Raw genomic sequence first — 13,995 nt, 5'->3', positions numbered from 1 at the left:
GCTCCGGCCATGCCGGTTATATGAAACTCGCTTCGACCGGCCGGCGGAAACGGGTGTTGCCCTTCACTCATTCTCGCAGGCCGTCCATGGCCTGCTCCGAGGGAAATGGCAACTCATTGGACCTCGTGTCCACCGTTGCCATTTAACCCGTTCAGGGCAACACCCGTTCCCACCGGCCTACTACTGTCGAGTTTCCTGCTTCGTTGTGTCCAGGGCAGATACCCTGCTCCGGTCATGGCGGTTAGTAGTTTGAATTTGATGTTTTGTCAACTTTTATGGTAAATAGTGGCTGACCAAAACCCGTGTCTGGGTAAAAGACCGATGGTGACACAGGCTGACCCATGGGGTGGCTAAGGACCGCAAATACAACAGGAGGACACAAATGAAACCCGTTACCCTGACAGGGCTTGAAAGCCTTTGCCGACACCCCCTTGATCTGCCCAGGGGATGCCGAATAGGCCTTCTGGCCAACCCGGCTTCAGTGGACAGCCGATTGAACCATGGGGTAGACCTCATTAACCGCCTTTATCCGGGGCAGCTTACGGCCCTGTTTTCACCCCAGCACGGATTTTATGCAGAAAAGCAGGACAACATGGTCGAGTCCGACCACACCATTGATTCCGAATTCGGTATTCCCGTGTTCAGCCTGTACAGTACAACCCGGAAACCTGATCAAGGTATGATGGACCACATTGATCTGCTCATGATTGACATCCAGGATGTGGGAACCCGGGTTTACACCTTCATCTATACCATTTCCTATTGCCTTGAAGCTGCAGCCCTTTATGGAAAATCGGTCATCCTCCTTGACAGACCCAATCCCCTGGGGGGCGTTGAGGTCGAGGGGAATCTGCTTGAAAAAAACTGCCGTTCGTTTGTGGGAAGGTATGCGCTTCCCATGCGCCATGGCCTGACCGTGGGTGAGATTGCTCTTTTGTTTAATAAAGTCAGTGGCATCGGGGCGGATCTCAAGGTGGTTCCCATGACGAATTGGCGCCGGGACATGGGGTTTGAATCAACAGGGCTTCCCTGGATCGCTCCCTCTCCCAACCTGCCGACACCAAGTTCAGCCGCTGTCTATCCGGGCCAGGTTATTTTTGAGGGAACAAACATCAGCGAAGGAAGGGGAACCACCCAGCCCTTTGAGCTGTTTGGGGCACCCTTTGTGGAACCCGGGAAGGTCCTTGAACAGGTCAAAGGTAAAATTCTTGGAGCGATACTAAGGCCTGTCTGTTTTCAACCCTGTTCCGGAAAATGGCAAAACCAGGTCTGCCGGGGATTCCAGATCCATGTAACCTCAGGGGCCTACAAACCCTATCGAACCAGTCTGATACTTCTTCAGGCCATGATTCGCTTGTGGCCGGATGAATTCCAGTGGAAATCGCCTCCCTATGAGTATGAGTTTAAACGGCGACCCATTGATCTCATTCTTGGCAGTCAGACACTTGCGGATCGAATCGAAAACATGGACGATATCCATGCCATTGCAGATGATTGGAAAAAAGAGGAGGCCGAATTCAAGGCCATGTCAAGGGAGTTCTGGCTCTATGGGTAAGAATAGACCGGATACGGCCAAGGGGTCCTGGAAACGGATGAGTTTCAAGAACAACAAGGTGTGGGCTGCGGTTTTAGAGGGTGGCGACCTTGCTGTAGACCAGGGAAAGGTTGAGATCAGGTACAGCCTTGACCAGGAATATGTCTACAGGGTAAAACCTGAAAGTTTGGGGCCTGAAAGTCTTGCACTGTCAAAAAAAATCGTCCCTGACCGGGCTAAAAAACAAGAGGGACCAAGATCTTTTCTGCCCCGGAAAGAAGAATCGCCCCACCCTTTAATTCCCATGCCGCCCCAGGGCGTTATCCAGATATATACCGACGGCGCCTCTTCGGGGAATCCCGGCCCTGCAGGACTGGGTGTGGTTCTTCTGTACGGCGACCATAAAAGAGAGATCAGCGAATCCATTGGCAGGGCAACAAATAACGTGGCTGAATTAAACGCCATAAAACGTGGTCTGGAATTGCTCAAGCGAACAGATCTTCCCATTGAGATCCATACGGACTCCACCTATTGCATCGGTGTTCTGGTGAAGGGGTGGAAACCTGCTATGAACCAGGAATTGATCCTTGGTATCCGGAAGTTGATGGGGCGATTTAAACAGTTGAGGCTGGTAAAGGTAAAGGGACATTCAGGGGTTCAGGGAAACGAGCGAGCCGATGCACTTGCAACTGCGGGGGTTAAAAAGTTTTCCGGGTGACCTTAAGCTCGAGCCTGAAGCATATACGGTGTTGGAAAAGAACCAGCCCAGGGGGCTGGTTCTTTTTCCGGTAATTCAACGTCAAGAATCAAAATTATTTTTTCAGCGCGGCAAGCTCTTTTTCAAGCGCTTCGATTTTCTGCTTGTCATCTTTTTCCGGTGCATCAACACCCTCGTCTTTCTTCCATGAATCTTTCAGTTCGTCAAACCCGAGATAAAGGGCCAGTCCGCCACCGAGTAGAAGAATGGGAGGCAGAGCCCCGGCTAAAAGCTGCAGAAATGCACCAAACCATACTGCTATGCCAATAATGCCAAGAAGGACTGCAATAGCACCGCCAATCAATGTTTTCATAACCTGTTCTCCTTATCGCTTTATTAAATTTACCTGTTAATACTTACATCATCATTTAAAATGGTATATCAGCCGTATATCCACTGGCGTATCTTTTAACAGTGTCACCAACTATCATATGGCACAGAGTAAATCAAGGCAATTTTTAAAGGAAAACTATTCTGTTGCCTTCAAAAACCACCTCTGGTAAAAATAGGATTTTATGCTGTTATATAGAGGAAATAAAGATGAAATTTGTCACCCACCTGATCCACACCATAACCCGTGTTAATGACTCTTTGATCAATCGCATATCAACTTTTCTTGACAGACGGAACGACCATTTTTCTTGTTTTTACCCGGGCATGGGCAGCCCAGTGATTGCTTCAATTTTAGAAAAAGTCTTTTCCAGGATTCACTTTGACCCTCAACGGCAGAAGAAACTATACCGGCTCAATGAACAAGGAATGGTTGTCTATTCGGTAAAATACAAAAATCTTTTTGAATTCCTCTACCTTAACTGGGTCATGAAAAAAAAAGGTCTCCCCTACCCTGAAATTGGCATGGACATGGGTTTTTTGCCCTTCATCTCTTTGAAACAGGTGGCAAGGATAATCGCCTGCCAGGTGGTGTACTTTTTCCATCACTTCAAGTTCAAGGACCCCTTCTACAGTGAATATATTACAACTGAGCTTTCCAAGGGACGTACTGGATTCTTGTATCTTGTGGAGAGTGATGCCTTTTACCAGAGATTTGTCAAGTCGAAACCCGACCCGCTCCATTACTTGATCACGCTTCAAAAAAACAGCGAAAGACCCATCTTTTTCGTTCCCCACACTATAGTCTTTTCCTCAAAACCGGTCAGGAGTATTCCGACCCTGTTTGATATTTTCCTTGGCAGCAACGAAAAGCCCGGAAAACTTCGTCGGCTTGTGGCATTGATCAAACGTCCTGAAAAGATCAGTATTGAAATTTCAGACCCGGTAAATTTAAAAACTTTCCTGGCAGACCCCACCATCAGTGAACTTGAAACCCAGTTCCAGGCCCATTTTCTGCGTAATCACCTTTTGGATATTCTCAACCGTCAAAAAAGATGCGTCACAGGACCTGTTCTTAAAACCCGGGATGAGCTTTTTGAGGATATTCTTACCGGCAAAGCCCTTCAGGAGTTCATGAAGGTGCATGCAAAATCAAAGGGTGAACCCCTTTTTAAGACAAGAAAACGGGCCACTGAATACCTTGAAGAGATTGCCGCAAACTATAGTTTGAACACCATCTACATGTTTGAAAGGATTTTGACCTGGGCCTTTAAGCACATTTTTGAGGGGCTAGTCATTGACCAGGATGGGCTGGACAGGGTAAAAGAAGCCTCCCAAAAGGCGCCCCTGATTTTGGTGCCCTGTCATAAGAGCCATCTGGATTATCTATTGCTCTCCTATGTGATGTTCAAAAAATCCATGCCCTGCCCCCATGTCGCCGCCGGTAACAACCTGTCATTCTGGCCCCTTGGCCCCATTTTCCGGGGTGGTGGTGCTTTTTTTCTCAGGCGAACCTTCAAGGGTGCGGTACTCTACTCAAGGATTTTTTCAGCCTATATTGAAAAATTGCTCTCCGAAGGGTTCAACCTTGAATGCTTTATTGAAGGTGGAAGATCCCGGTCAGGAAAACTTTTATCACCCAGGCTTGGCTTTCTGTCCATACTTGTCAAGGCCCAGCAGAACAGGGCGTGTGAAGATCTGCTGTTTGTTCCTATTTATGTGGGGTACGACCGTGTACTTGAAGAGGACTCCTACCTCCACGAGATTGAAGGTGGCAAAAAAAATCCGGAAAATCTCTCCCAGCTCATCAAAGCACGCCGGTTCCTCAAGAAGAAATATGGAAAAGTCTATATCAATTTTGACGAACCCATTTCCCTTCAGCGCTATATCCAGGAAACAATTTCTTTGGAGACCGTCCCAGTAAAAACCCATGATTACAAAGAAAATTCCATCCAGGGGAAGGCCCCAGGTTTCAGGCTGGACGAGGAAAACCAGCGGCGCATCTGCCAGGGCATGGGGTATAAACTGATCAATGCCATCAACTCCATTGCCATTGTTACCCCCCACGGCATCATGGCAAACTGTGTTCTCAACTCTCCGGGAAATCGTTTTTCCTACCGGGATCTGATGTCCCGGACAGAGGTTTACATGGGCCTGTTGAATTTTTTTGGTGCCGAGCTTTCTGACACGTTGACCATGGACGCGGATCTTGCCTTTCACCATGTGATCCACAACTTTGTGGCACGCAAGTTCATAGAGCTTGCCGACGAATCAGATCCTGAAATCACTGACACCACTCGGTTTATCGTCAAGGACAACAAACGCCCCATCCTTGACTACTATAAGAACAATGCCATTTCTTTCTTTGTCCCGGCGGCCTATACGGCCATTTCTATTCTAAGAACAGACACCTTTCAATTTTCATCCCAGGACCTCTCTGCAACCTATGCCTTTCTCCAGGATTTTTTTGTCGACGAGTTCTCGTTTGATGAGGAAATGAGCTGCCAGGAGCATATTGACCGCTGCCTCAAGGCCTTTGTTGAACAGGGGATCATGGTTCCCAATCCTCTGATGCCCGACACCTATAATATTACAAGCGAAGGATTTAGAAAGCTGAAACTTTTTTCCAGCCTGATCAATCCTTTTCTTGAATCCTACAAGGTGGCCCTGCTGTTCTTTGAAACCCATCCAGCAGACAAATTTGATGAAAAAGAACGGATCAAAAAAATACAGGCTTTAGGCGTAAAGATGTACAAACGCCAGGATATCGTTCTCAAGGAATCTTTGTCCAAGATCAACTACATCAACGCCTGCAACTGCCTGTCAAACAAGGGTATCAGCGGTTCGGAAGACCTTGAACTAATCAAAGGATACACAAAAATCATTGACCCGCTTCTGGATCTTGCAGCGGTGAACCGGCCATGAAAGCGCTGATTCTTGCTGCTGGATTTGGAACACGGCTTCTGCCCTACACGAAAACAAGGCCCAAGCCGCTGTTCACCCTTGCCGGGACAACGATTCTTGGTATTACCATTAAACGGTTGATCCAGATCGGATGCACCGAGATTTTTGTCAACACCCACCATCTTAACGGACAGATTGAGGCCTACATTGACCAGGCAGGATTTTCCATCCCGGTCCAGACCATCCATGAATCCCGGATACTTGACACGGGCGGTGCCATCAAAAATGTCAAGACCTTCATGGGATCATCGGATTTCATGGTGATCAACGCCGACATTGCAACGGACATTGACCTTGAATCGGTTTGGCAGTTTCACCTGGCAGGCAACTGGCCTGTAACCCTTGTGGTCCATGACCGCGCCGAGTTTAACCGGGTCCAGGTTGATCCCCAGGGGTTTGTTTGCGCTTTTTCGAATCAAAACGGTTTAACGCCGAACGTGCCGGAGAACCGTTGCCTGGCCTTTACAGGCATTCAGGTACTCTCCCCAAAAATCTTTGATTATATGCCGGAAAAGAGTGTGTTCTCAAGCATTGATCTCTACCAGAGCCTTGCCGACCAGGGACCGCTTGTCAAGGCCCATGTGGTGGATAACCATTTCTGGGAGGACATCGGAACACTCGCGGCCTATGAACGGGTCGCCCTCTGTCACCTTGCCTTGAAAGCCTTTGAGGCGCCGGGCCGACGGATCGTTCTGCGCGATATTGAGATTCGGCCCATTTGTGGTGATGGTTCAGATCGAAAATGGTTCAGGGCCTTCTGGAACGGCAAATCTGTTGTCATTTGTTCCCACGGCATCTCAACAAATGACAATATATGTGAAATAGACTCATTCATGGCCCTGGGTGATCATCTTAAATCCAGGAATCTTCCAGTTCCAGGGATTGTCGCAAGGGATCGTTTTTCCGGTCTTGTGGCCCTTGAAGACCTTGGAGACTGCCATTTTGAATCAATGGTTGCATCAAAAACCAACGGTACCCAACGGGTTCACTCGTATTTTCAGGTTGTTGACCGTCTCATTGGATTTTCCACCCGGGGAATCCAGGGGTTTGAGCCGGAAATGGCCTTCCAGACACCTTGTTACTCAAAGGATCTTATCCTTGAAAAAGAGTGTGGCTACTTTGCTGAAGCATTTTTAAAGGGCTTCTTGAACCAAAATCCGCCAATGGAACTACTGGTGCCTGAATTTAATTACCTTGCAGACAAGGCCCTTGACGGGGGCGTCATGGGGCTCATGCATCGGGATTTTCAGTCAAGGAACCTCATGGTCAAAAACCATGAACTCTTTTTTATCGATTTTCAATCGGCACGGCAAGGCCCCCTTCAATATGACCTTGCCTCTTTGTTGATAGACCCCTATGTGGGCCTTGATGATGGAGAAAGGGATGAAATTATGGATTATTGCATTACAGCCCTTTCAAGCACGATGGCCATTAACCGGGCGTCGTTTGTCTCATCCTACCGCCACTGCTGCATCACACGGAATTTTCAAATTCTTGGTGCATTCAGCTACCTTGGCATGGTAAAGAAAAAGAAGCGGTTTCTTCAATACATCCCCCTTGCCGTTTCAACCCTTAAAAAGGGAATAACGCGCATTGACACAGAGAATGTACCTGCACTCAATACCCTTGTGGAAAAACTGCAGTGTGGACAATAGAGAATATAAGGAGTTTTTATGGAAAACCTATACTTGATGATCAATGGACTGCCCGGAAAGGTTGCCATGACCATTGCATCCCACGTAATCAGTGACGACAGGTTCACCCTTGTCCCCTATTCCCTTACCGGACCTGAAATTCAAGAAGATTTTCACACCATCAATACACAGAAAATCAGACTGGTTCTTCCAAAGGATCGTAACGACCTGATCCAGGAGATCTGCAGTCGTTATCCCGGGCTGATCTCCATTGATTTCACCCATCCCATGGCCGTAAATGACAACGCACGGTTTTACGTTGATAACTGTCTGCCCTTTGTCATGGGGACCACTGGCGGTGACAGGGAAGAGCTCATGAAAACGGTGGAGAACGGAACTGTTCCAGCCCTGATCGCACCAAATATGGCAAAGCAGATTGTGGGTTTCCAGGCCATGATGGCCTTTGCATCCACCACCTTCCCAGATCTGTTCAAGGGATATAACCTTACCATTGAGGAAAGCCATCAGAAAGATAAGGCCGATACCAGCGGAACGGCCAGGGCCATGGTCGGCTATTTCAACGGGCTCGGCATTCCCTTTTCAGACAAGGACATTAAAATGGTGCGGGATCCCATGGTTCAAAAAGAGATCTGGAAAATTCCGGAAGAGCACCTGGATGGCCATGCCTGGCACACCTACACCCTGACCTCCCAGGATGGGTCCGCCTGTTTCCAGTTCAAGCACAACATCAATGGTCGACAAATTTATATCCAGGGAACCCTTGACGGTGCCGTTTTTTTAAACCAACGGGTAAAGAGCCTTCAGGCAGGCGAATCAGCATCCGGCAAGGGTCGTGTTTATACCATGATCGATGTGCTTAAGCACACAAACAAGGCTTAACTTCAATACCTTGAGTACCTATAATAAAATTTTGCTGGCTTTGATCGCCCTTGCCTACCTGGTAAGCCCGGTGGATCTTATTCCGGATATTCTTTTGCCCCTGGTGGGTTGGATTGACGATGCCTTTATCGTTGGTTTGATCATCTATTACCTGCGGTTCAACAGGCTTCCTGGATTTTTCAACCAACGATGGGGGGGGCAGGACGGTGAACAGGCACAGGACTCAACCGATAGGCGGGAAAATCCGGAAAACTATCGGAACCGCAGTCAGGGGCCTGAAACTGCCATTCCCAAAAAGCCCCATGAAATTCTCGGGGTAGCTGAAAACGCAACCAAAGACGAAATCCAGGCGGCCTTCAGGGCTGCGGCAAAGCAGTATCATCCGGACAGGGTGGCAAGCCTTGGAAAAGAATTCCAGGACCTTGCAAACCTTAAATTTATGGAAATTAAAGATGCCTATACCTGGATGATGGCAGGTAAAAGATGAACATCCCCTCTCCGGAACGATGCCTTGAGCTGATAGAAACAATGGAAATGCTGAGCCATATCATTGATCACTCGCTCATGGTACAGAGAGTTGCAAAAACACTGACCCTTTGTTTAAAGAACAACACCCCCGGTCTCAACCAAGACCTTATCCTGGCCGGGGCCATTCTCCATGATATCACAAAGACCCGAAGCTTTACCACGGGGGAAAAACATGCACAAACCGGGGGGGCTCTCCTTGCCCGGCTCGGGTATTTCGAGGTGGGTGAGATCGTTCGCCAGCATGTAAACCTTGATCCCAGTGTTGACAGGACAACGGCAACCGAGGCTGCCATTGTCAACTATGCCGACAAAAGGGTGCTCCACGATCAGGTGGTCCCCCTGGAACAGCGCCTCGGGTACATCATGGAGCGGTACGGCACCTCCCCAAATGCGGTGGTGCGTATCAAACGAATGTGGGAGGAAACGCTGTCCCTGGAGCAAATGCTGTTTCAAAACCTCGAGATCACCCCTGATCGATTGGCTGACCTGGTGTAGACAGGTTTACTTTTTCTCCCGGACAATCATCACGGAACAGGGTGCCTTATGGGCAATGCGTTTTGCAACGCTACCAAAAAGAACAAGCTCCACCCCTGACAGACCATAGGCTCCGAGAATGACAAGGTCTATGGTTTCGTCCAGGAGGTAGTTGAGAATCTCCGACGATACATGGCCATCCTTGACTGAAATCACATGGTTCATGGAAGGATTGATTTTTTTGGCATACACCTCCTGCATCCGGTCTTCAACTTTCTGAACCAGGGCCGTGGACGATGCTTCCGGAATGGCGATGTTGATGTCAGTGATCAACGGGTTGACAACGGGTGGGAGCACATGGAGAAGATGGAGTGTCGCACCATATTTCTCGGCCATGTCCATGGCCACCTTGAACGCATTTTCCGAATTGGATGAAAAATCCACACAGCACAGTATTCTCTTGAACGTCATTTTAGGACCTCCCTTAGCTATGGTTTACGCCATTCCCGCCTTCAGTTTAAATACTGAACAGGCAGGCTCTCAATCTTTTTAACGATTTTTGTAAGTCCTGCAGCCATGGCATCGAGGGTTCGGGACTGGGCTTTCTTGCTTGCCTGGTCCAGGGCGATAACCCCCTCCATGGTTTCAATCTCAACATCACAGACCCTGCACCTTGCCACAAGTTTATCCTTGAAATCCCGGGAAACAGCCTCCAACAGGGGAATGAGATAATCCCTGGTCACTGATTTCTGATAGGCTTCAAGATGGTTGACAACGGATCTGAGGGCCTCTTGCTTGATTTTTTTTTCCGAAGCTGAAAGGGCTGACACACCAGGGGTGTATCTCCTCCTGTTCATCAGTCGACCGATAATGTCCCCAAGGGAAAACAGTCCGAATTTTGCCATGGCACTTACCCGTATCCTTGCATTGTACCGGGTGACAAAGGCTTCTGTTGGAAGGCTCAGGCCGAGTATTCCCTTGATGGTTCTCAAATCAATGGGTACAATCTTCCTTCCTGGGGCAGTTTCAGGCTGATGATCCTGATCCTTAACCGGGGAAATCTCATGGGGGTTGATGTCATAGGATCGGTACAGGGTCTTAAAATAGCCTTCAATGGCCTTTTCCTGGTCATGGATAAACCCGAGCACCCTTGCATTTATGGTCTGTGTCATAAAGGTGTCAAGGGCTGATTTCAACTCCTGGAACATCAGGTAAAGGGTGTTCTCAAATCCGTGGTGCAAAAGTTTTGACTCATACAGGGAGATATCAATCTTACATCCCCCGATAAAATGCGCAACATCCTTTGCAATGGTACCCTGGAGGGGATCAAAAAGGGCGTTTGCCTCTTTTTGGATTTCCCGTTCAAGCTGATCAACGGCACCCTCAATGGAATTGTCCATGATGGCTTCAAGCTTTTTTCCCGTTTCGAGCATCTCTGCCAGCCGGTCCATGGCACCCCTTGCCTTTGAGAGGTCCTGGGAGAGAAGATCTGAAAAAAGCGAAAGACGCTGCCGGGCCATAAAGGCAATCTGCCGCAGGCGCTCAATGGGGTTTGCCACGGTGAGGTAGAACCGCTCACTGGACAGCCGCCCGACGAGTCTTGAATTGAACCGTTGGGTCATGCTGGACAGATATGCTGTTGTGTTGGCATCCTCCTTCCACAGGTCAAGGATGATGCTGTTTTTTCTGGACAGATCAGGGGCAAGATCGCAGAACAGGTTGTAAAGGGATGAGATGGTATAGAGTTCGGGATCTTTTTTAATGTAGGTCAGCTCTTTTCTAACCCGATGTTCAACCGACATGAGGTCTTTAAGATTTTCATGCTCGTTAAGATCGGCGTTAAGAACAAAAACAATGTTTTCCATGAGCCCCATGGTCTCAATGACTCTTAAGAAATTCATGTCCGCCTGGCGCAGGCCTGTCCGGCTGCTGATCAGGTAGATGATAAGGTTGGCCCGTGTCAGGTAATTCTGGATCTGAACCATATGGAACGGGTTGGTTGAGTCGCTGCCCTGGCAGTCGGCAATTTCAATATCCGGGTCAAGACCGGGGGACGTCACGCCAAGGGCAACATCCCTTACAAAAAAAGCCCGGGAATCGTTGCCTGTAAATTTTTTATGGGTTTCAAAAAGGGGCCCTGAAAATTCAAGAATTGACCGGTCTGGCTTGATCAGATCCTTGACAGCTTCATACCCTTCTACAGCCCGGGTGATGGTCACCGACTCCGGCCTGAGGCCGGCTTCGGAAACCGAGAGATCTGAAAAAATATCCACGTTAAAGTCGTTCAGGAATTGCCTGTCTCGTTCCCGTCTCAAATCAAACCCTGGGGTATTTTTTTCAGGGTTCCACTCTTTTTCCGGGAACATGAACAGGGCCTGTTCTATTTCCTGGTTGATATCGTCCCAGGATTTCAGGAAGATACGTGCCGTAAGTGTCGATTGTCTTTGTAACCGTGTCACAATGGCCGTAACGACCCCGGCCCCCCTTTTTAAGAGGTCATCCTTGAGCCAGGCGTTAATAAAGGTGGTCTTGCCCGATTTTATGGCTCCGACCACGGCAATTTTCAGGATATTGGACCGAATCGTACCCGGAAGGGTGCAGCACAGTTCCAGTGCCGTATCTGCTGAAGTGTCATACATGCCGGGAATTTCCCGCATTGATTCAAGGGTCAACCCAAGGTTGGAAGAGATGGTTTCAATATCGTATAAAATTTTTTCGGTCATTGTCATAAAATCAGGTTCACGCCTTTCCAGAATTATCAGAATGATTGTCCGACACAATTCCCATCTGCATCATGGTCATCTCCCACTTCAGCTTTACGTCGGTTTTAAAGAGTATCTCCTGGGAAACTGGAATGGTCAGCCATGCATTGTCATTAATTTCATTGTCCAACTGGAGGGGGCCCCAGCCGGCGCAGCCAAGAAGAACTATAAAATTTTCAGGACCTTCCTGTCTTGCAACGGCTTCGAGGATATCCCGGGTATTGCTCAAGCCGAGCCAGTCGTTGATTTTCAAGCATCCATGCCAGTCAAACGGAGGGCCGTGGAGGACAAACACACCACTTGGTTGAACCGGGCCGCCCAGGTGAATAGCTATCTTATCAATGGCCTGGTTGCAGGTAATCTTAAGATCTTCAAACAATTCCTGGCCGGTCAGAAGGGGGTGTATCCGGTTAATGATAAATCCGAGAGCACCGGTTTTATTGTGTTCACAGATGCAGGTCACGGTTTGTGCAAAATTAGGATCAGGCAATCCAGGTATAGCCATGAGAAAATGACCTTTTAAAATACCACTGCTTTTTGGGGACATGAATTTGCTCCGTATTTATTCTTAACATTAACCCTATGCCTGTCAGATTATTAAACAACAGATTAATTATCAATGTTTTTTGTTATTTATCGGCCCCGGACGTCTAAAACAGCGGGAAACACATAAGCTCAATGTTTAAGCCTTCCATACACATCCTCAAACCTTACAATATCATCCTCACCAAGATAGGTGCCGGACTGGACCTCAATGAGTTCAAGGGGGACCCTGCCTGGATTTTCCATCCGGTGCATGACCCCAAGGGGGATATAGACAGACTCGTCCTCTTTGAGCAGAAACTCTTCTTCGCCCTTGGTGATGATGGCGGTACCTGAAACAACCGTCCAGTGCTCGGCCCTGTGATAGTGTTTTTGCAGGGATAATTTTGCACCCGGTTTTACCGTGATCCGTTTGACCTGGAATCTTTCCGAGTCATCCACGGACTCGTAACACCCCCAGGGTCTGTAAACCTTTCTGTGGCCCAGGGCTTCAATTCTGCCCTGGTCTCGTAATTTGCCCACAAGGGCTTTTACATTCTTGACCTTCTCCCTTGACGCCACGAGCACTGCATCCTTTGTCTCAACCACCACCAGATCGTCAACGCCCACTGCGGTAACAAGACGGCTTTCGGCGAAGAAATATGAATTGTTTACATCCGAGAGCAGCACATCTCCCTTGATGACATTTGCATTGTCATCCTTTATTCCGGTTTTCCAAAGGGCGTTCCAGGAACCCAGATCGTTCCATCCGGCCTCAAATGGAATCATCACACCCTTCTGGGTGTGCTCCATCACGGCATAATCAATGGAGTCAGACGGAGATTCTGCAAAACTATCTTTGTCGAGCCTGAAAAAATCAAGATCCTGAACCCCTTTCTCCATGGCATGTCTGCAGCTTTTTACAATCCCAGGAGCAAAGTGTTCAAGCTCTTTAATAATGGCAGATGCCTTGAACATGAACATGCCGCTGTTCCAGCAGAAATCTCCTGAATCCATGTAACCCTGGGCCGTTTCAAGGTCCGGCTTTTCAAAAAACGAGTCCAGAACAAATGCCTGGGAAACATCTCCCATGGGACGCCCTTTTTTAATATACCCATACCCTGTTTCAGGGGAATCGGGCACAATGCCAAAGGTGACAAGGTCCCCCTTCTGGGCATGGGACTCACCCCGTTCAATGGCGTTGTGGAAGTTGGATATATTTTCAATCACATGGTCCGCCGGCAAAACCAGAAGCACCGGGTCCTGTTCATGGGCAAGGGCTTGAAGGGCTGCCACACAGATGGCCGGGGCTGTGTTTCTGCCCACGGGTTCGAGGAGGATGGAAAAGGGTTTCACCTCGATTTGCCGAAGCTGCTCTGCCGCCATGAACCGGTGCTCTTCGTTGCAGACGATGATGGGCTCTTCAATGGACTTGAGTTTTTTGAGTCTCAACAGGGTGTTCTGAAGCATGGTGTGGTCATTGGTCAGGCAGAGCATCTGTTTTGGGTAAAGTTCCCTTGACAGGGGCCATAACCTTGTGCCAGAACCTCCGGCAAGAATAACGGGTGTAATCATGTCAACTCCTTTTTT

13 protein-coding genes are annotated in these 13,995 nt (G+C 48.5%); 7 read left to right on the top strand and 6 right to left on the bottom strand.

Going from position 1 to position 13,995, the window contains the following annotated elements:
* Positions 1-113: 113 nt before the first annotated feature.
* Positions 114-236: a hypothetical protein gene (locus HRM2_RS28070; RefSeq protein WP_269719585.1), complete on the bottom strand. Its 123-nt coding sequence runs from the start codon at positions 234-236 to the stop codon at positions 114-116.
* Between the two features lie 146 nt (positions 237-382).
* Between HRM2_RS28070 and HRM2_RS12300 the strand changes: the two genes are divergently transcribed.
* Both HRM2_RS12300 and HRM2_RS25240 read left to right on the top strand, forming a co-directional pair.
* Positions 383-1,555: an exo-beta-N-acetylmuramidase NamZ family protein gene (locus tag HRM2_RS12300; RefSeq protein ID WP_015904333.1), complete on the top strand. Its 1,173-nt coding sequence runs from the start codon at positions 383-385 to the stop codon at positions 1,553-1,555.
* Positions 1,548-2,252, top strand: coding sequence for a ribonuclease HI (locus HRM2_RS25240; protein ID WP_049770442.1), 705 nt, complete (start codon positions 1,548-1,550; stop codon positions 2,250-2,252). Before HRM2_RS12300 ends, HRM2_RS25240 begins: the two co-directional genes overlap by 8 nt.
* Positions 2,253-2,346: 94 nt before the next feature.
* Here the strand turns inward: HRM2_RS25240 and HRM2_RS12290 are convergent, their stop codons facing one another.
* Positions 2,347-2,604 (bottom strand): hypothetical protein, encoded by a 258-nt coding sequence (locus HRM2_RS12290; protein ID WP_015904331.1) that lies wholly within the window; start codon positions 2,602-2,604, stop codon positions 2,347-2,349.
* 227 nt (positions 2,605-2,831) lie between these two features.
* Between HRM2_RS12290 and HRM2_RS12285 the strand changes: the two genes are divergently transcribed.
* From HRM2_RS12285 to HRM2_RS12265, 5 genes are read left to right on the top strand one after another with little or no spacing between them, the layout of a single operon-like run.
* Positions 2,832-5,546, top strand: a complete 2,715-nt coding sequence (locus tag HRM2_RS12285) for a 1-acyl-sn-glycerol-3-phosphate acyltransferase (protein WP_015904330.1) — start codon at positions 2,832-2,834, stop codon at positions 5,544-5,546.
* On the top strand, positions 5,543-7,240 hold the full coding sequence (locus HRM2_RS12280; protein WP_015904329.1) for a sugar phosphate nucleotidyltransferase: 1,698 nt from the start codon (positions 5,543-5,545) through the stop codon (positions 7,238-7,240). Before HRM2_RS12285 ends, HRM2_RS12280 begins: the two co-directional genes overlap by 4 nt.
* 18 nt (positions 7,241-7,258) lie before the next feature.
* Positions 7,259-8,119: a dihydrodipicolinate reductase gene (gene dapB / locus HRM2_RS12275; protein ID WP_015904328.1), complete on the top strand. Its 861-nt coding sequence runs from the start codon at positions 7,259-7,261 to the stop codon at positions 8,117-8,119.
* A gap of 31 nt (positions 8,120-8,150) precedes the next feature.
* Positions 8,151-8,606 carry a DnaJ domain-containing protein gene (locus HRM2_RS12270; protein ID WP_232364011.1) on the top strand — a complete coding sequence of 152 codons (456 nt, stop codon included), beginning with the start codon at positions 8,151-8,153 and terminating at the stop codon, positions 8,604-8,606.
* Positions 8,603-9,142 (top strand): HD domain-containing protein, encoded by a 540-nt coding sequence (locus HRM2_RS12265; RefSeq protein WP_015904326.1) that lies wholly within the window; start codon positions 8,603-8,605, stop codon positions 9,140-9,142. Before HRM2_RS12270 ends, HRM2_RS12265 begins: the two co-directional genes overlap by 4 nt.
* 6 nt (positions 9,143-9,148) lie before the next feature.
* Here HRM2_RS12265 and HRM2_RS12260 read toward each other — a convergent pair whose 3' ends face one another.
* The 4 genes from HRM2_RS12260 to HRM2_RS12245 form a co-directional block, all read right to left on the bottom strand.
* On the bottom strand, positions 9,149-9,592 hold the full coding sequence (locus tag HRM2_RS12260) for a universal stress protein (RefSeq protein WP_015904325.1): 444 nt from the start codon (positions 9,590-9,592) through the stop codon (positions 9,149-9,151).
* 41 nt (positions 9,593-9,633) lie between these two features.
* Positions 9,634-11,844 carry a dynamin family protein gene (locus tag HRM2_RS12255; protein WP_232364010.1) on the bottom strand — a complete coding sequence of 737 codons (2,211 nt, stop codon included), beginning with the start codon at positions 11,842-11,844 and terminating at the stop codon, positions 9,634-9,636.
* 16 nt (positions 11,845-11,860) lie between these two features.
* Positions 11,861-12,430: a YqgE/AlgH family protein gene (locus tag HRM2_RS12250; protein ID WP_015904323.1), complete on the bottom strand. Its 570-nt coding sequence runs from the start codon at positions 12,428-12,430 to the stop codon at positions 11,861-11,863.
* Between the two features lie 128 nt (positions 12,431-12,558).
* Positions 12,559-13,980 carry a mannose-1-phosphate guanylyltransferase/mannose-6-phosphate isomerase gene (locus HRM2_RS12245; RefSeq protein ID WP_015904322.1) on the bottom strand — a complete coding sequence of 474 codons (1,422 nt, stop codon included), beginning with the start codon at positions 13,978-13,980 and terminating at the stop codon, positions 12,559-12,561.
* Positions 13,981-13,995: the final 15 nt, after the last annotated feature.

The organism is Desulforapulum autotrophicum HRM2 (assembly GCF_000020365.1).
GTDB classification, from domain to species: domain Bacteria; phylum Desulfobacterota; class Desulfobacteria; order Desulfobacterales; family Desulfobacteraceae; genus Desulforapulum; species Desulforapulum autotrophicum.
The sequence above is the reverse complement of the archived record's forward strand: the minus strand, read 5'-3'. Positions and strand labels throughout refer to the sequence as shown.

Coding starts and splice junctions, on each gene's coding strand:
- HRM2_RS12250 (WP_015904323.1), bottom strand. CDS start 12,430: ATGTCCCCAAAAAGCAGTGGTATTTTAAAAGGTCATTTTCTCATGGCT.
- HRM2_RS12260 (WP_015904325.1), bottom strand. CDS start 9,592: ATGACGTTCAAGAGAATACTGTGCTGTGTGGATTTTTCATCCAATTCG.
- HRM2_RS12265 (WP_015904326.1), top strand. CDS start 8,603: ATGAACATCCCCTCTCCGGAACGATGCCTTGAGCTGATAGAAACAATG.
- HRM2_RS28070 (WP_269719585.1), bottom strand. CDS start 236: ATGACCGGAGCAGGGTATCTGCCCTGGACACAACGAAGCAGGAAACTC.
- HRM2_RS12255 (WP_232364010.1), bottom strand. CDS start 11,844: ATGACCGAAAAAATTTTATACGATATTGAAACCATCTCTTCCAACCTT.
- HRM2_RS12300 (WP_015904333.1), top strand. CDS start 383: ATGAAACCCGTTACCCTGACAGGGCTTGAAAGCCTTTGCCGACACCCC.
- dapB (WP_015904328.1), top strand. CDS start 7,259: ATGGAAAACCTATACTTGATGATCAATGGACTGCCCGGAAAGGTTGCC.
- HRM2_RS12285 (WP_015904330.1), top strand. CDS start 2,832: ATGAAATTTGTCACCCACCTGATCCACACCATAACCCGTGTTAATGAC.
- HRM2_RS12280 (WP_015904329.1), top strand. CDS start 5,543: ATGAAAGCGCTGATTCTTGCTGCTGGATTTGGAACACGGCTTCTGCCC.
- HRM2_RS12245 (WP_015904322.1), bottom strand. CDS start 13,980: ATGATTACACCCGTTATTCTTGCCGGAGGTTCTGGCACAAGGTTATGG.
- HRM2_RS25240 (WP_049770442.1), top strand. CDS start 1,548: ATGGGTAAGAATAGACCGGATACGGCCAAGGGGTCCTGGAAACGGATG.
- HRM2_RS12290 (WP_015904331.1), bottom strand. CDS start 2,604: ATGAAAACATTGATTGGCGGTGCTATTGCAGTCCTTCTTGGCATTATT.